The sequence below is a fragment of the Streptomyces sp. NPDC001157 genome (assembly GCF_053598255.1).
Genome location: NZ_JBSFJW010000043.1, coordinates 20711 through 37299, shown reverse-complemented (window position 1 = coordinate 37299; position 16589 = coordinate 20711). Strand labels below are relative to the sequence as shown.

The window sequence follows — 16589 nt, the reverse complement described above, 5'->3', positions numbered from 1 at the left end:
CCCGTCCGGGACGCCAATGGCGAGTTCTCCCACTATTGTGCTGAGGTGTGCCTCGCCCATTGGGAGAACTCGAAGACGCGGTCATGACGCGGGTGTGGAAGTGGAACCGCCCGGTGACCGTTCGAGAAGTCCTGGAAGACCTTCAGCAGGAACGGTCCATCGCGTACACCACGGTGATGACCGTTTTGGACAATCTCCATCAGAAGGGCTGGGTGCGCCGGGAGGCGGAAGGCCGCGCCTATCGATATGAGGCCGTCTCCACCAGGGCCGCCTACGCGGCCGCTCTGATGAACGACGCCTGGTCGCAGAGCGACAACCCCGCGGCCGCTCTCGTCGCCTTCTTCGGGATGATGAGCGATGAACAGCGACAGGCCCTCAGTGACGCCGTACGCATCGTCCAAGGGCCGGAAACACCTGAAGCGGCCCCGGATACCGGCGGCGATACCGCCGGCGAGAACCCCGGGTCGGCACAGGAGGGCGACGGGCGATAGCGTCCGCTCATGTCAGCAGAGAGCCCCGAAGGTCCCGAAGGCCCCGAAGTCAGCGCTAAAGCCATCACTGTCCGGCGGGCCCGCACCGGCGATGTCACGGCCGTGCGCCGTCTCCTTGACACCTACGTACGCGGCCGCATCCTGCTCGACAAAGCGACGGTCACGCTTTACGAGGACATCCAGGAGTTCTGGGTCGCCGAACGGGACGACAACGCCGAGGTGGTCGGCTGTGGCGCGCTGCACGTGATGTGGGAAGACCTCGCGGAAGTCCGCACTCTCGCGGTGAAGCCCGGCCTGAAGGGCGCAGGGGTCGGACACCAGTTGCTGGAGAAGTTGCTGCACACCGCGCGCTGGCTGGGCGTTCGCCGCGTTTTCTGTCTGACCTTCGAAGTGGACTTCTTCGCCAAGCACGGCTTCGTCGAGATCGGTGAGACACCTGTCGACACCGATGTCTACGCGGAGCTACTGCGTTCCTATGACGAAGGCGTAGCGGAGTTCCTGGGTCTCGAACGGGTGAAACCGAACACCTTGGGCAACAGCCGGATGCTTCTGCATCTGTGATCGCCGATCACCGAGACGTATTCCGCCGCCCTTGCCCTGGTTCCCTATGTCCGAAACGCGTATGTTTCCGGACCGGGTGGGTCTCTGCCCGGCAGTCGGCCCCGCACTGGGTCTCGTCCTCGGTCTCCAGCTCAGTCTCTCCAAGGGGTTTGTGTTTTTCCGGCAAAAGCGGTTTGCTTTCCGACGTACTGCAGTACTGCATATAACAGGGGACGGCGAAACGGCGGACGCCGCAGGCCCCCGGCCCTCAAGTTATGGATGAAAGGAAATCCGGTGGCACAGAAGGTTCAGGTCCTTCTTGTCGATGACCTCGACGGCGGCGAGGCGGACGAGACCGTCACGTTCGCGTTGGACGGCAAGACTTACGAGATCGATCTCACGACCGCCAATGCGGACAAGCTCCGTGGCCTTCTCGAGCCTTACGTGAAGGGTGGTCGTCGTACCGGAGGTCGCGCTTCGGGTGGACGCGGAAAGGCCCGCGCCGCTTCCGGTGGCAGCCAGGACACCGCGCAGATCCGCGCCTGGGCGAAGGAGAACGGTTACGAGGTCAATGACCGCGGCCGTGTCCCCGCGTCCATCCGCGAGGCCTACGAGAAGGCCAACGCCTGATCGCTGGTCTACGGCAGGGCCAACGGCTGGCCGCACGCGCGCCGCAGCCGCAACCGGTGGCACTGCGTCGCCACCGTGTCCACAAGTCGTACGAGATCGGGGGCGCCCCCACCGCCCCTCACAGCCGACAGTGTCGGCAGCGAGGCTTCGACCGCGCACCCCGGCTCGGGGGGCCGCAGCCATACGGCGGCCCCCTGCACGCCCGAGCGGCCCACGGGCCGTAGACCCGCCGGCTGCGTGCCCGGCGGCAGCGGCGCGTCCATGACGCAGCCCGGGCCGAGCGCCCTCAGATCGGGCGTCAGTGCCCCCCACTCCAGCCAGTCCAGCAGCCCCGGCAGTTCCTCCGCGCTGCCCGCGGCCACCAGCAGCCGCATCCGGTCCCCCTGCGCGGCCACCGGAGAGGCCGGCGCGAGATGGCGCAGGCCCGCCCGGCCGGCCTCGGCAGGGACGTCCAGGACGTCGAAGCGGTCGCCCACGCGGAGCCGAACCGGAGATCCGGGGTTTCCCGCCCGCGCGGGCACTGTCGTCCAGCCCAGTTCGTTCTCGTAGAACCGGCTGACCCGATCGCCCGGATCGAGCGGCCGACGGGGGAGCGGGACCGTGGAGAGGCTGCCAACCATGCCAAGGGCAACCGCCCGAAGGGCTTGCAAGTTACGCTGGGTGTTCTGACGGATGCACAGAGTGTCGAAAGAGGGGGCGTGCGGGGGTGCGGGGTAGCGCAAGGTTGTTCGCCCATAGCGGAGGGAACCGGTGCGCGCGGCATGGAGTGTCCGTCCCAGCGGGTAAGACATCCCTAGTGGGAGGGGGCGACACGCAGGCAAGGTGGTCTCACGTTCGCCATCGGCGTACTGATGGTGAGGGTAACCACCTGGCCTGCGGGAACATCGTCTCGCACCATCGGGTTGGAGCAGATGTCGGCGTCACGGGTCAGGAGGCCATCGACGGTGTCGGCAGTTGGAATGAGCGGTCCCCGCTTGCGGGACTAAGCTGCGGAAGGACAGGGAGGGGAAGTTCCCCCCACTGCCTGACCGCTCTGAGGAGCGATTAACGATGTTCGAGAGGTTCACCGACCGCGCGCGGCGGGTTGTCGTCCTGGCTCAGGAAGAAGCCCGGATGCTCAACCACAACTACATCGGCACCGAGCACATCCTCCTGGGCCTGATCCACGAGGGTGAGGGTGTCGCCGCCAAGGCCCTTGAGAGCCTCGGGATTTCGCTCGAGGCGGTCCGCCAGCAGGTGGAGGAGATCATCGGCCAGGGCCAGCAGGCCCCGTCCGGGCACATCCCCTTCACCCCCCGTGCCAAGAAGGTCCTGGAGCTGTCGCTCCGCGAGGCCCTTCAGCTGGGCCACAACTACATCGGCACGGAGCACATCCTGCTCGGCCTGATCCGTGAGGGCGAGGGCGTCGCCGCCCAGGTCCTGGTCAAGCTGGGCGCAGATCTCAACCGGGTGCGGCAGCAGGTCATCCAGCTGCTCTCCGGCTACCAGGGCAAGGAGACCGCCGGCGCCAGTGGCGGGCCTGCCGAGGGCACCCCCTCGACGTCCCTGGTCCTCGACCAGTTCGGCCGGAACCTCACCCAGGCCGCTCGTGAGTCCAAGCTCGACCCGGTCATCGGGCGCGAGAAGGAGATCGAGCGGGTCATGCAGGTGCTGTCCCGCCGTACCAAGAACAACCCGGTCCTGATCGGTGAGCCCGGCGTCGGCAAGACCGCCGTCGTCGAGGGCCTAGCCCAGGCCATCGTCAAGGGCGAGGTGCCCGAGACCCTCAAGGACAAGCACCTCTACACCCTGGACCTCGGCGCGCTGGTCGCCGGCTCCCGCTACCGCGGTGACTTCGAGGAGCGCCTGAAGAAGGTGCTCAAGGAGATCCGCACCCGCGGCGACATCATCCTGTTCATCGACGAGCTGCACACGCTGGTCGGTGCGGGTGCCGCCGAGGGCGCCATCGACGCCGCTTCGATCCTGAAGCCGATGCTGGCCCGCGGTGAGCTGCAGACCATCGGTGCGACGACGCTGGACGAGTACCGCAAGCACCTGGAGAAGGACGCGGCCCTGGAGCGCCGCTTCCAGCCCATCCAGGTCGCCGAGCCGTCCCTGCCGCACACCATCGAGATCCTCAAGGGTCTGCGCGACCGGTACGAGGCCCACCACCGCGTCTCCATCACCGACGAGGCGCTGGTCCAGGCCGCGACCCTGGCCGACCGGTACATCTCGGACCGATTCCTTCCGGACAAGGCGATCGACCTGATCGACGAGGCCGGTTCCCGGATGCGCATCCGCCGGATGACCGCTCCGCCGGACCTGCGCGAGTTCGACGAGAAGATCGCGGGCGTGCGCCGCGACAAGGAGTCCGCGATCGACTCGCAGGACTTCGAGAAGGCCGCCTCCCTGCGCGACAAGGAGAAGCAGCTCCTGGCCGCCAAGGCCAAGCGGGAGAAGGAGTGGAAGGCCGGCGACATGGACGTCGTCGCCGAGGTCGACGGCGAGCTGATCGCCGAGGTCCTCGCGACCGCCACCGGCATCCCGGTCTTCAAGCTGACCGAGGAGGAGTCCTCGCGTCTGCTGCGCATGGAGGACGAGCTCCACAAGCGGGTCATCGGCCAGAAGGACGCCGTCAAGGCGCTGTCGAAGGCGATCCGCCGTACGCGGGCCGGTCTGAAGGACCCGAAGCGTCCCGGTGGTTCGTTCATCTTCGCCGGCCCGTCCGGTGTCGGTAAGACCGAACTCTCCAAGGCGCTCGCCGAGTTCCTCTTCGGTGACGAGGACGCGCTGATCTCCCTCGACATGTCGGAGTTCAGCGAGAAGCACACGGTGTCGCGTCTCTTCGGTTCCCCGCCCGGATACGTGGGCTACGAAGAGGGCGGTCAGCTGACCGAGAAGGTCCGCCGCAAGCCGTTCTCCGTCGTCCTCTTCGACGAGGTCGAGAAGGCCCACCCGGACATCTTCAACTCGCTGCTGCAGATCCTGGAGGACGGTCGCCTGACCGACTCCCAGGGCCGGGTCGTGGACTTCAAGAACACGGTCATCATCATGACGACCAACCTCGGCACCCGGGACATCTCCAAGGGCTTCAACCTGGGCTTCGCGGCCCAGGGCGACACCAAGTCCAACTACGAGCGCATGAAGAACAAGGTCTCGGACGAGCTCAAGCAGCACTTCCGGCCCGAGTTCCTCAACCGCGTCGACGACGTGGTCGTCTTCCCGCAGCTGACCCAGGCCGACATCCTCGCGATCGTCGACCTGATGATCAGCAAGGTGGACGAGCGCCTCAAGGACCGGGACATGGGCATCGAGCTCTCCCAGTCCGCCAAGGAGCTGCTGTCCAAGAAGGGTTACGACCCGGTGCTGGGTGCCCGGCCGCTGCGCCGCACCATCCAGCGCGAGGTCGAGGACACGCTCTCCGAGAAGATCCTCTTCGGTGAGCTGCGTCCCGGTCACATCGTGGTCGTGGACACCGAGGGCGAGGGCGAGACCCAGACCTTCACCTTCCGCGGCGAGGAGAAGTCGGCGCTGCCCGACGTCCCGCCGATCGAGCAGGCGGCCGGCGGTGCCGGGCCGAACCTGAGCAAGGAGGCGTAGGCCTCACGGCGACGCCAGAAGGGGCCGGTGCTTTCGAGCACCGGCCCCTTCGTCATGCCTGCCCGCGGTTACGACAACTGCCCGTTGTAGTCCGGCAGTTTGAACGTCTTGTCGGCGTGACCGCCCGAGAGGTCGGTGGCGCTGTTGCCGATGTTCGCGATGATGTCGTAACCCTTGTTCTCGATGTCGACGCGCTGGGCGGTCTTGTAGGCGGCGACGTCCTTGAACAGGTCGAACAGACCGCGGACGTAGAGGCCGGAGACGTCGTAGCCGTCGTGCTCCAGGTTCCACTCGGTGGGCGCGTAGATGATGCCCGGACGGGCGGTGACGAAGAAGAGCGAGACGCCGTGCTCCTGGGCGTACTGAGCGACGTTCAGGACGGGCTTGTTGGCCGGCTGCGGGAAGTGGAAGCCGAAGTCCGTCTCCAGCGTGGTGTTGTCGATGTCGAAGACGATCGCCTGCTTCTGGCCCGGCTGGGCCGCGGCGATCCGCTGCTTCAGGTACGGGAGGGCCTGGTCCATCACCGTCTGGCAGTCCTGCTGCCAGGTCGCGTAGTCGACGTCCGTGCTGCTCGTCGCCGCGTCGGCGGGGGTGGCCAGGGCCACGAGGGCAGATGCGGAGACTGCGGTGACCACTGCGCGGAGCGCCCAGGGGCGTCGGCTTGTCATGGGTGGGGGTCCTCTCACGTCCGTATGCCGTTGTCCTGTGCATGTTCGACGCCGAGGGTGGCGTGAGGGGAACCGTAGGGTTACTGGGCGGTAAGTGGCCAGAGATGTGCGTCACATGACGGGTTGTTTCGTGGAGGGGTGGATCTTGCCGGGCGGTGACATGTCGCACAGGCCATCCGGCCGGTACTAGCGCGGATAGTGGGCCACCCGAGAGGGGCGGGAAAGGGTCCCTTTCCTGGAACCTCAGGGGTGATCCTGCCGTCGCGGTCTGATTCGTCCGTTATTGGGGCTGTGTCAAGAAGAGAGAAGTTTTGGGATGAAGTACTAGCGTCCGTCGTAGATCACACATTTTGGGCCTGAGGGGTTCCGGGGTTACCAAGGGATGGTCCATCCGGCAGCCGTTTGTGCGCCGGGTGGTTTTCTCTGCCCCCGTCTTCCTGAGGTTTCCATGTCTTCGCGTGTCACGTCCCGCTCCTCCCGTACGTCCCTGCTGCGCAGCCGCGCGGCCGTCCTGGCCGCCGGCCTGGGAATGTCGGTCGTGCTGGGCGCGGGGGTCGCGGCCGCCGCCGACGCCACCTCCGCGTCCAGTGCGGCGAGCGCCGTCAAGGCGCAGGCCGCCGCACAGGCCAAGGCCGCTGCCGCCAGGAAGGCCGCCTCCTGGATGCACCCGGTGAAGAAGTACCGGCTCTCCGCGAGCTTCAACCAGGCCGGCGGCATGTGGCAGTCCACCCACAGCGGGCAGGACTTCGCGGTGCCGAGCGGCACGGACGTCGTCGCCGCGCACGGCGGCACCGTCGTCAAGGCCGGCGGCAACGGCGCCGGTGACGGGCCCGCGTACGGCAACGCCATCGTGATCAGGCACGGCAACGGGACGTACTCGCAGTACGCCCACCTGTCGCGGATCGACGTCAGGGTCGGCCAGGTCGTCGCCACCGGCCAGCACATAGCCCGGTCCGGGAACACCGGTAACTCCAGTGGCCCGCATCTGCACTTCGAGATCCGTACGACCGCGAACTACGGATCGGCCGTCGACCCGGTCGCCTTCCTGCGTTCCAAGGGCGTCACCGTCTGAGGCGGGTGAGCGTCTAGGACGGGTGGGTGGCCCGGTGCGCCCGGGTCACCAGGTCGGTGGCGACTTCGAGGACCGCCTTGCGCTTGTCCTCGGGGTCGGCCTCGATGTCGCCCAGCGCGAACATGCCGGCATGCAGCGTGAACATCGCGCTGACGCAGCGCACCTGGTCGATCAGCTCGGAGTCCGGGTCGATGAGGATGTCGCGCATGCCCATCATGCGGTTGCGGAAGGTCTCGCCGATGCGCAGCTCCTTCACCGTGCTCTGGTTCTCCTGCATGAAGCGGAAGAGTGGGGCCGCGCCGGCCAGGGTGTCGCTGTAACGGCGGATGATCTCGTGCTTGGTCTCCAGTGACTGCGGCTGCTGCCTGCCCCACTCGATCAGTTCCACGATCGGCTGGGAGAGATCGTCGAAGATGCTGACGAGGATCTCTTCCTTCGTCTTGAAGTGGTAGTAGAGCGCCGCCTTGGTGACGTCCAGGCGCTCGGCGATCTCGCGCAACGACGTCTTCTCGTAGCCCTGCTCGGCGAAGAGTTCGAGCGCCACGTCCTGAATGCGCTGGCGGGTGTCTCCGCGGCGCTGCTGCTTGGTGCCGTCCATGGTGCCGCCCATCCTTGCACTCCAGAGAAACTTACTTGACGCCCGGCTAGTTACGGGTCTACCTTCCCAGTGTAGTCAACTAGCCGGGCGGCAAGTAAGTGGCCGACCGGGGGGAGATGCCCAGGGGAGTGGGGACGATGGCGGACACACAGCCGGCCGAGACGAAGCCGGAAAAACAACCGAAGAGCGTACGGGTCGTACTGCTCGCACTCATGATCACCATGATGCTCGCGATGCTCGACAACATGATCGTGGGCACCGCGATGCCGACCATCGTGGGCGAACTCGGCGGACTCGAGCACCTGTCCTGGGTGGTCACCGCGTACACGCTCGCGACCGCGGCCTCCACCCCGATCTGGGGCAAGCTCGGCGACATGTACGGGCGCAAGGGCGCCTTCATGACCTCGATCGTGATCTTCCTGATCGGCTCCGCGCTCAGCGGCATGGCGCAGAACATGGGCGAGCTGATCGGTTTCCGCGCGATCCAGGGCCTCGGCGCGGGTGGTCTGATGGTCGGCGTCATGGCGATCATCGGTGACCTGATACCGCCGCGGGAGCGCGGCAAGTACCAGGGCATGATGGCCGGCGTCATGGCGCTCGCGATGATCGGCGGCCCGCTGGTCGGCGGCACCATCACCGACAACTGGGGCTGGCGCTGGTCGTTCTACATCAACCTGCCGCTCGGCGTGGTGGCGCTCGGTCTGATCAGTGCCGTACTGCATCTGCCGAAGAAGCGGGCCAAGGCGGGTATCGACTACCTCGGTGTCGCGCTGCTGACCATCGGCATCACCTCGATCGTGCTGGTCACGACCTGGGGCGGTACGGAATACGCGTGGACGTCCGCGCGGATCATGGAGCTGATCGGGATCGGCGTCGCCGCCCTCATCGGGTTCGTGTTCTGGCAGACGAAGGCCGCGGAGCCGATCGTGCCGCTGCACATCTTCCGCAGCCGCAACTTCACGCTGATGTCGGTCATCGGCTTCATCACCGGCTTCGTGATGTTCGGTGCCACGCTGTACCTGCCGCTGTACCAGCAATCCGTGCAGGGCGCGTCCGCGACCAACTCCGGGTTGCTGCTGCTGCCGATGCTCGGCGCGATGCTGGTCACCTCGATGGTGGCGGGGCGGGTGACCACCAACACCGGCCGCTACAAGGTCTTCCCGGTAGTCGGCACTGTCCTGATGGGCGCCGGGCTCTATCTGCTGTCCACGATGGACACCGGCACCTCGCGGTTCACGTCCGGTGTGTTCATGGCGGTCGTGGGGCTCGGCATGGGCTGCCTGATGCAGGTCACCATGCTGGTCGCGCAGAACAGCGTGGAGATGAAGGACATGGGCGTCGCGTCCTCCTCGACCACCCTGTTCCGTACGCTCGGCTCGTCCTTCGGCGTCGCGATCATGGGCGCGCTGTTCAACAACCGGGTGCAGCACGTCATGGCCGAGCGGGCCGGGGGGCTGGGAGCGAAGATCACCGAGAAGTCGGCGGCGTTGGACGCCAAGAGCTTGGCGAAGCTGCCGGTCGAGGTGCGGGACGCGTACCAGCACGCGGTGTCCGCGGGTACGCACTCCGCCTTCCTGCTGGGGGCTGTGGTGGCCGTGGGCGCGCTGCTTGCGGCGGTCTTCGTGAAGGAAGTTGCGCTGCGGGGGGCGGGGCCGGCTGCGGCCAAGGGCGGAGACGAGGGGGAGGCGGTGGCGCAGGCGCCGGTCGCCGAGGCCGTCTGATCCGCGAGTGAGCTGAAGGTCCCCCGGTGGGTGTCCGCCCCGGGGGGCCTTCGTCGTGTTTCCTCGCCCCCGCCGCCCCTACCCGTCCCGTCCCAGGGGCGCTGCCCCTGCGGCCCCGCCAGGGGGCTCCGCCCCCTGGACCCCCGATCGGCCTGAACGGCCTCGTCCTCAAACGCCGGACGGGCTGAGGGTGCCTGCCCGGCCGAGACGTGAACGCCTGACGAGGCCGCGCAGCAGGGGCGGGGCCGTGTGGTCGGCGGCTCGCAGCGCGGCGGTGTCCAGGGCGAGCGGGACGAGCGCCGGTTCGGGGCGGGCCATGGCTGAGAGTGCCCGCCCTGCCGAAAGTGAACGCCGGACGGGCTGAGGGTGGCAGCCCTGCCACAAGTTGAGCGCCGGACGTGCTGACAGTGCCTCCCCTGCCACAACGCCGGACGTGCCGAGAATGCCTGCCCGGAGCCAAAAGGTGGGGCTCGGGAATCGTCTACGGCAGCATCGGATAGCTGCCCGTGTTCGTCGGTGCGTGTTCCGGCAGCCACAGCACCGCCACCGCGCCTTCCGCGGGTACGTGATCGGGTGCGCCCGCCGGGCGTACGTTGCGGAAGGTCAGGCGGGCGCCCATGACGCGGGCCTGTCCGGCGGCGATCGTGAGGCCGAGGCCGTGGCCGTGGCCCGCGCGGTCGGCGCTGCCCGTGCGGAAGCGGCTCGGGCCGTCGGCGAGGAGGTCGGACGGGAAGCCGGGGCCGTGGTCGCGGACCCGGATGACCCGGCCCTCGACGGTGACCTGGATCGGCGGCTTGCCGTGCCGGGCGGCGTTGGCGAGCAGGTTGAACAGCACACGCTCCAGGCGGCGCGGATCGGTCGTGACCATCGACTCGTGCACCACCCGCACCTCGACGGCCGGGTCCTTCGCCGCCACCCGCCGGGTGACGAACTCGCCGAGCAGGATGTCCTGCAGCTCGGCCCGCTCCGAGGCGCCGTCGAGGCGGGCCACCTCCAGGACGTCCTCGACCAGGGTGCGCATGGCCTTCGCGCGGTCCAGGACCAGCTCCGTCGGGCGGCCGGGCGGGAGCAGTTCGGCGGCCGTCAGCAGGCCCGTCACGGGAGTGCGCAGCTCGTGTGCGATGTCCGCGGTGACCCGGCGCTCGGCCTCAAGGCGTTGCTGCAGGGTGTCCGCCATGGCGTCCACCGCCCGCGCCAGGTCGTCGGTCTCGTCCCGTACGACACCGCCGATGGCGTCCCGCACGCGTACGTCCGACTCGCCCTTGGCGACCTGGTTCGCCGCGGCCGCCGCCTTGCGCAGCCGGCGCGAGAGCTGGCCGCCGATGAGCACGCCCAGCGCGCTGCCGCCGAGGACGACCGCGATGGAGCCGATCACCAGGGCCTGGTCGAGGTCCCTGAGGACGTTCGTGCTGCGGTTGGTGAACCCGGTGTGCAGCGACAGCACATGCCCGTCCTTGACCGGCACGGCGGCCCAGATGTCCGGCGCGCCGCCCGGCCGGTCGGTCACATACGTCGCCCGCCGGTCCGCCGCGACCTTCACCCGCAGCGCCGACGGCAGCCGCGGGTCGTCGATCTTGATGTTGGGGAAGACGGTCCGGCCCTGAATCTCGTAGTTGTGCTGCGCGAGCCGGATACGCTCGTCCGCGAGGTCGCGCGCGTTGTCCAGCATCGAGACCCGGGCCGCGTTGTGCACGACCAGGCTCAGTGCGATCGCGATCAGCGCGCCGACCAGTGCGATGGCCGCGCTGAGCTTCCATCTGAGGCCCGTGCGCATGCCCGTACCGTCCGCGACGTGCGCAGCGGCCGGGCTCCGGAAGATCCCCCGCATGTCCCTGGTGTCCCCGCTCAGGCCTTCAACTTGTAGCCGAAGCCGCGGACCGTCTCGATCCGGTCCTGGCCGATCTTCGTGCGCAGTCGCTGCACGTGGACGTCCACCACGCGCGTGTCCCCGCCCCAGCCGTAGTCCCACACCCGCTCCAGCAGTTTGTCGCGCGACAGGACCGTGCCCGGCGCGGAGGAGAACTCCAGAAGGAGCCGCATCTCGGTCGGCGTCAGCGCCACCGGCTGCCCGGCCCGGCGCACCTCCATGCCCTCGGTGTCGATCTCCAGGTCGCCGAAGCTCAGCACCCCGCCGGCCACCTCGGCGTGGGCCTCGTCCGCCCGGTCGCCGCCGCTGGCATGACCGAACCGCCGCAGTACCGCACGGATCCGCGCGACCAGCACGGCACCGTCGAACGGCTTGGTCACGTAGTCGTCGGCGCCCGCCTCCAGGCCCAGCACGACGTCGATCGAGTCGGCCCGCGCCGACAGCATGATCACCGGCACGGTCGACTCGTCGCGGATACGGCGGCACAGACTCACGCCGTCCAGGCCGGGGACCATGACGTCGAGCAGCGCGATGTCGGGGCGGTTCGCCCGGAACGCCTCCAGGCCGGAGAGCCCGTCGGGCATCGCGGTGACCGCGAAGCCGTCCCGCTCCAGGGCGAGCTGGGTGGCCTCGCGGATGACGTCGTCGTCCTCGACGAACAGGACATGGGTCTGGTCTGCCATCCCGCTGCTCTCAGTTCTCGTGTCGGTCGTGGCGTGCGCACTGCTGCTGGGTGATCGCTCCGAGCGGTCCGAACGGTTCACGAAGACGGCGACGCGTCGCCCCCGACGGCGTTGCTGTAGTCGTTGCGCGTGATGAACCGCTTGACGAAGTGGCCCGAGGCCCAGATGTACGTGGTCACGATCTCACCGGACGGACTCGTCATCGGATCGCCCTTCTCGTACACCTGCTTGGTCACCACCAGGTCGCCGCGGTCTATCTCCGCGTAGACCGGGGGTTCCTCGGTACGGAAGACATTCTCGTACCGACCGCCTTGTTCGCGATACACGTACGAGCCGACTCCGATCTCGTCCCCGCAGGTCAGCACGTTCACCACCACGTCGTCGGAGTATCCGCCGGTCAGTTTGCCGTACGTCACCTCGACCGGGTACTTGTCCGCGACGCACGGCTTCAGGCCGCGCTTGACCTCCGCCGAGACCATCGGATCGTCCTTGACGAGCTTGGCCGCGTCCACATGCGCAGTCTTCGAAAGGCTGGGTGTGGGTGAGGCGGTGGGCGTGGCGGCGGCTCCCATCACCGAGTCGGCGTGCGCCGGGCCCTCGTCACGGGCGCCGGTGCCGCCGGTACCGCAGGCGGAGGCGAAAAGGGCGAGGGCGGCGAGCACGGCCACCGCCGTGTACGCCGCCTGCAAGGTCCCTCGGCCCGAGTCGGTCAGACCGCGCAACGCTCCTGCTCCCCACGCTCCAGCGCGCGTGCGTCCAGATCGCGGCTCTCCAGCTCCTCACGGAGCCGGGCGAGCGCCCGGTGCAGCGTGCTCTTGACCGTTCCGGCCGACATGCCCAGGGCCGCGGCCGTCTCCTCCGTCGACATCTGCTCCCAGTGTCGCAGGACAACGACGCTTCGTTGCTTGGGAGCCAGAACCTTCATGATGTCCATCAGAAGGGCGCGGTCCGCGTGCTGCTCGGTGGAGTCGTCGACCGAGGCGTCCGGCAGCTGCTCGGTGGGGACCTCCTCCAGCTTCCGGGCCCGCCACCACTCGGTGCGCGTGTTGATCATCACCCGGCGCAGGTAGGCGTCCGCGAGGCGCTTGTCCGCGATGCCCTCCCAGCGGCCGTAGGTGCGCACGAGCGCCGTCTGGAGCAGGTCCTGCGCGTCCACGGGGTCCGGGACCAGCCGACGGGCGCTGCGCAGCAGCGCGTCCTGCCGCGTGCGGACATACTCCTCGAACTCGAGCACCTCGCCCTGCGCCATGTCGAACCGCCTCCCGATCCCCGTTAACCGGCCGGCTTGATCGCCGTCGGTCTGTTCCGTAACAGCCCGCTTCTGCCGGGCACGCAAATGAAGCTACGGAGGTGTTGTCACGGCGCTGTCCGAAGCAGCGCTCGGCTAGCAATCGGCTGTCCGTCGGTTGTGTAACGAACGTAGGAACGGGGTAAACAGGCGCACCGAATCGCTCGGTTATAGGGCGATTTGGCAGGTCAGTGGGGTGTGATGCGGCGTGACGTTACGAGCGGTTACGTCAACGGCAGCCGATACAAACCACCGGACAGCGGCTCCACGAGACCGTCCGCGACGAGCCCGTCGAGCGCCCGGGCGCGCTGCACCGGCTCGTGCCACACCCGGTCGAGAGCCGACTGCGGCACCGGTGCGTGGGCCTCACGCAGTACGGCGAGCAGCTTGCCGCGCACCTGCCGGTCCGTCCCCGCGTACGTCTGCCCGCGCCGCGGCGGCCCGTCGTGCTCGGGCTTGCCCGCGAGCCGCCAGGCGCACTGGGCGGCGATGGGGCAGCGGTGGCAGGTCTCGTTCTTGGCGGTGCAGACGAGTGCGCCGAGCTCCATGGAGGCGGCCGCCCACCGCGCGGCGGTCCGCTCGTCCTCGGGCAACAGCGCGCGGGCGAGCTTGCGTTCGGCGGCGGTGGTCGCGTTCGGCGGGTACTGGACGCCGGTGACGGCGCGCGCGAAGACCCGGCGGACGTTGGTGTCGAGCACGGCGTGCCGCTGCCCGTAAGCGAAGGAGGCGACGGCCGCGGCCGTGTACTCGCCGATGCCGGGCAGCGCGAGGAGCTGGGCGTGGTCGGTCGGTACGTCCCCGCCGTGCCGTTCCGTTATGGCCACGGCGGCGCCGTGCAGTCGCAGAGCGCGGCGCGGGTAGCCGAGCCGGCCCCAGGCGCGGACCGCCTCGCCGGGCGCCTCCCGGGCCAGGTCGGCGGGGCGCGGCCAGCGGGCCAGCCACTGCTCGTAGACGGGCAGCACGCGGCTGACGGGCGTCTGCTGCAGCATGAACTCGCTGACCATCACACCCCAGGGGCCGGCTTCCGGGAGCCGCCACGGCAGGTCGCGGGCATGCTCGTCGAACCAGTCGATGACAGGGGCGTGGAGGTCCTCGCCGAGAGGGGAGCCGGCGGGGGCGTGGGCCGGGCCGTCGGCGGGGCTGCTGTGCGGGGGCTTCGTGGGCGCAGTCATGGCGTTTCCGATCCTGCCATGGCCCCGGGCGGTTGGGCCGCCGTCCCGCGCGCGGTGCGTCGTGCGGACCGGAATGATGATCCGGAAAAGTTGACGAACCGGCGGCGGGTGGGGCCAGCGAACCGCCCGATCTCTCGTACAGTTTGCGCCGTGGGATCTCTGCGTAATCCTGTCGGGCCGCTCCCCTCCTCCATCTACTGGCGACGGAGGGTCGTACTCGTGTCTGTGGTGGCCTTGTTGGCGCTGCTGATCACGTGGATCGTCCTGTCGGGCGGTGGCGGCGGCAAGAAGGACGACGGGGCGAACGGCAACACCCCCGCCCCCACGATCACTGCGGGGCCGTCGAGTTCGGGTCCTGCGATCAGCCAAGCGCCGGGCGGGCGTGACGAGTCGAGCGGCGGTGGCTCCAGCGGGTCGGATTCCGGGGGCAGTTCGGGGTCCGGTTCGGGTTCCGGCTCGGACTCCGGGTCCGGGGGCTCCGACGGGGCGGCCGGCGGCGGTACGGCCGGTGTCGGCTCTGGCATCGGGGTCGGCCGGGGCGACACGATTCCCGCGAGTTCCTCCATCCCCAACTGCACCACCAGCGCAGTGACGTTGACGGTGCGGAGCCTCCACAACACGTACTCGCCCGGGCAGACGCCGACTCTGCTGCTGACCGCGACGAACACCTCGGGCCTCGACTGCAAGATCGACCTCGGGCCGAAGAGCGCGGTGTTGACGATCACCGAGGCGGGCAGCGACGACAACTACTGGTCCTCCGCGGACTGCCCCCAGGGCTCCGGCAGTCTGGTGTTCCGGGTGCCCAACCGCAGCAGCATCACCTACACGGTGAAGTGGGACCGCAAGCCGAGCGCTCCCCAGTGCGCGACGCCTCCGGCGGGGTCGGCCGGGGCCGGTACGTATCTGGTGGAGGCGGCGGCGCCCGGGTTCGCGAAGTCGCAGATCTCGTTCATGCTCAAGGACGACTAGTCGCTCCGCCGGGGTGCGCCGCGATGGGCCGTCTTTCGGCTGCGGCGTCGTTGTGGCTGGTCGCGCCCGCGCGGCGGAGCCGCATGTTGATACAGCCCCGCGCCCCTTTGGGCGCGGGCTTCGTGCGATCTGCTCAGACGTACCGCTCCAGGATCGACGACTCCGCCAGCCTGGACAGGCCCTCTCGTACGCTCCGGGCCCGGGCCTCGCCGACGCCGTCGACCGTCTGCAGGTCGTCGACGCTTGCGGCGAGCAGCTTCTGCAGGCCGCCGAAGTGCTCCACGAGACGGTCGATGATGGCGCCGGGCAGGCGTGGCACCTTGGCAAGCAGGCGGAAGCCCCGGGGTGAGACCGCCGAGTCGAGTGCCTCGGGAGAGCCCGCGTAGCCCAGCGCCCTTGCCACCGTGGGCAGTTCGAGGAGCTCGGCGTGGGTGAGGGCGTCCAGCTCGTACAGGGCCTCGTCGACCGTGCGGGAGCGCTTGGCCGTGGGCTCGGGGACGTAGTCCCGGACGACGAGTTCGCGCTCGGGCTCCACGCCCGCGATCAACTCGTCGAGCTGGAGGGCGAGGAGGCGCCCGTCGGTGCCCAGTTCGACCACGTATTCGGCGATTTCGGTGGCGATGCGGCGCACCAGCTCCAGGCGCTGGGCCACCGCCGACACATCGCGGACCGTCACCAGGTCCTCGATCTCCAGTGCCGACAGTGTGCCCGCGACCTCGTCCAGACGGAGCTTGTAGCGCTCCAGGGTCGCGAGGGCCTGGTTGGCGCGGGACAGGATCGCCGCGGAGTCCTCCAGGACGCGGCGCTGACCGTCGACGTACAGGGCGATCAGGCGCATCGACTGGGAGACGGAGACGACCGGGAAGCCGACCTGCTTGGAGATCCGGTCCGCGGTGCGGTGCCGGGTGCCCGTCTCCTCGGTCGGGATCGTGGCGTCGGGCACGAACTGCACGCCCGCCCGGAGGATCTTCGACAGGTCCGAGGACACCACGATGCCGCCGTCGAGCTTGCACAGCTCGCGCAGGCGCGTGGCCGTGAACTCGACGTCCAGGACGAAACCGCCCGTGCACATCGTTTCGACGGTCCTGTCGGAGCCGAGGACGATGAGTCCGCCGGTGTTGCCGCGGAGTACCCGCTCGAGCCCGTCGCGCAGGGCCGTGCCGGGAGCCACGGCGCTCAGTGAGGCGCGCATCAGGCCATCGGCACCGGAACTCCCGCCGGACTTTCCGGGAGCTGCCGCCCGGTCGTTGGCTGCCACTGCACTCCTCCGGTCGCAGGTTCTGGGGCGCCCCCGTGTCGCACATTCTGTTC

17 protein-coding genes are annotated in these 16589 nt (G+C 68.9%); 7 read left to right on the top strand and 10 right to left on the bottom strand.

The features are described 5' to 3' along the window. Nucleotides 1-59 precede the first annotated feature (59 nt). The 3 genes from ACWDAG_RS41610 (at nucleotide 60) to ACWDAG_RS41600 (ending at nucleotide 1661) form a co-directional block, all read left to right on the top strand. Nucleotides 60-491, top strand: a complete 432-nt coding sequence (locus ACWDAG_RS41610; RefSeq protein ID WP_450700767.1) for a BlaI/MecI/CopY family transcriptional regulator — start codon at nucleotides 60-62, stop codon at nucleotides 489-491. Nucleotides 492-500: 9 nt separating this feature from the next. Continuing rightward, a complete protein-coding gene (locus ACWDAG_RS41605; RefSeq protein ID WP_450700766.1) occupies nucleotides 501-1052 on the top strand; it encodes an amino-acid N-acetyltransferase in 552 nt (183 codons plus the stop codon). Between the two features lie 273 nt (nucleotides 1053-1325). Further along, on the top strand, nucleotides 1326-1661 hold the full coding sequence (locus ACWDAG_RS41600; protein WP_007498879.1) for a histone-like nucleoid-structuring protein Lsr2: 336 nt from the start codon (nucleotides 1326-1328) through the stop codon (nucleotides 1659-1661). Between the two features lie 8 nt (nucleotides 1662-1669). Here the strand turns inward: ACWDAG_RS41600 and ACWDAG_RS41595 are convergent, their stop codons facing one another. Further along, nucleotides 1670-2281 (bottom strand): SCO3374 family protein, encoded by a 612-nt coding sequence (locus tag ACWDAG_RS41595; RefSeq protein ID WP_450700765.1) that lies wholly within the window; start codon nucleotides 2279-2281, stop codon nucleotides 1670-1672. A 430-nt stretch (nucleotides 2282-2711) separates the two neighbouring features. On the opposite strand from ACWDAG_RS41595, the gene ACWDAG_RS41590 reads away from it, so the two are divergent. Next, entirely contained in the window at nucleotides 2712-5240 is a 2529-nt protein-coding gene (locus ACWDAG_RS41590) for an ATP-dependent Clp protease ATP-binding subunit (RefSeq protein ID WP_450700764.1), read from the top strand. 68 nt (nucleotides 5241-5308) lie between these two features. Here the strand turns inward: ACWDAG_RS41590 and ACWDAG_RS41585 are convergent, their stop codons facing one another. Further along, complete coding sequence (locus tag ACWDAG_RS41585; RefSeq protein ID WP_450700763.1) at nucleotides 5309-5908, bottom strand: HAD family acid phosphatase; 600 nt, start codon at nucleotides 5906-5908, stop codon at nucleotides 5309-5311. Nucleotides 5909-6356: 448 nt separating this feature from the next. Between ACWDAG_RS41585 and ACWDAG_RS41580 the strand changes: the two genes are divergently transcribed. After that, entirely contained in the window at nucleotides 6357-6980 is a 624-nt protein-coding gene (locus tag ACWDAG_RS41580) for a M23 family metallopeptidase (RefSeq protein ID WP_450700762.1), read from the top strand. 13 nt (nucleotides 6981-6993) lie between these two features. On the opposite strand, the gene ACWDAG_RS41575 is transcribed toward ACWDAG_RS41580, so the two are convergent. Continuing rightward, a complete protein-coding gene (locus tag ACWDAG_RS41575) occupies nucleotides 6994-7590 on the bottom strand; it encodes a TetR/AcrR family transcriptional regulator (protein WP_450700761.1) in 597 nt (198 codons plus the stop codon). A gap of 125 nt (nucleotides 7591-7715) precedes the next feature. Here ACWDAG_RS41575 and ACWDAG_RS41570 point away from each other — a divergent pair, with 125 nt between their 5' ends. Beyond that, nucleotides 7716-9299, top strand: coding sequence for an MDR family MFS transporter (locus tag ACWDAG_RS41570; RefSeq protein ID WP_450700760.1), 1584 nt, complete (start codon nucleotides 7716-7718; stop codon nucleotides 9297-9299). Nucleotides 9300-9467: 168 nt separating this feature from the next. Here ACWDAG_RS41570 and ACWDAG_RS41565 read toward each other — a convergent pair whose 3' ends face one another. From ACWDAG_RS41565 to ACWDAG_RS41540, 6 genes are all read right to left on the bottom strand, one after another. Further along, the gene (locus ACWDAG_RS41565; RefSeq protein ID WP_450700759.1) at nucleotides 9468-9617 is read right to left on the bottom strand and encodes a hypothetical protein; all 150 of its coding nucleotides are present in this window, start codon (nucleotides 9615-9617) and stop codon (nucleotides 9468-9470) included. Nucleotides 9618-9780: 163 nt separating this feature from the next. Continuing rightward, nucleotides 9781-11256: a two-component system sensor histidine kinase CseC gene (gene cseC / locus ACWDAG_RS41560; RefSeq protein WP_450700800.1), complete on the bottom strand. Its 1476-nt coding sequence runs from the start codon at nucleotides 11254-11256 to the stop codon at nucleotides 9781-9783. Further along, complete coding sequence (gene cseB / locus ACWDAG_RS41555) at nucleotides 11145-11849, bottom strand: two-component system response regulator CseB (RefSeq protein WP_450700758.1); 705 nt, start codon at nucleotides 11847-11849, stop codon at nucleotides 11145-11147. The genes cseC and cseB overlap by 112 nt, the downstream gene beginning before the upstream one ends. A gap of 77 nt (nucleotides 11850-11926) precedes the next feature. Beyond that, the gene (locus ACWDAG_RS41550) at nucleotides 11927-12571 is read right to left on the bottom strand and encodes a hypothetical protein (RefSeq protein WP_450700757.1); all 645 of its coding nucleotides are present in this window, start codon (nucleotides 12569-12571) and stop codon (nucleotides 11927-11929) included. Then, nucleotides 12559-13098 (bottom strand): SigE family RNA polymerase sigma factor, encoded by a 540-nt coding sequence (locus ACWDAG_RS41545; RefSeq protein ID WP_030942678.1) that lies wholly within the window; start codon nucleotides 13096-13098, stop codon nucleotides 12559-12561. The genes ACWDAG_RS41550 and ACWDAG_RS41545 overlap by 13 nt, the downstream gene beginning before the upstream one ends. 263 nt (nucleotides 13099-13361) lie before the next feature. Further along, nucleotides 13362-14309, bottom strand: coding sequence for an A/G-specific adenine glycosylase (locus tag ACWDAG_RS41540; protein WP_450700756.1), 948 nt, complete (start codon nucleotides 14307-14309; stop codon nucleotides 13362-13364). Nucleotides 14310-14459: 150 nt separating this feature from the next. On the opposite strand from ACWDAG_RS41540, the gene ACWDAG_RS41535 reads away from it, so the two are divergent. After that, a complete protein-coding gene (locus tag ACWDAG_RS41535; protein ID WP_450700755.1) occupies nucleotides 14460-15278 on the top strand; it encodes a hypothetical protein in 819 nt (272 codons plus the stop codon). 133 nt (nucleotides 15279-15411) lie between these two features. Here the strand turns inward: ACWDAG_RS41535 and disA are convergent, their stop codons facing one another. Further along, nucleotides 15412-16536, bottom strand: a complete 1125-nt coding sequence (gene disA, locus ACWDAG_RS41530) for a DNA integrity scanning diadenylate cyclase DisA (protein ID WP_450700754.1) — start codon at nucleotides 16534-16536, stop codon at nucleotides 15412-15414. Nucleotides 16537-16589 lie beyond the last annotated feature (53 nt).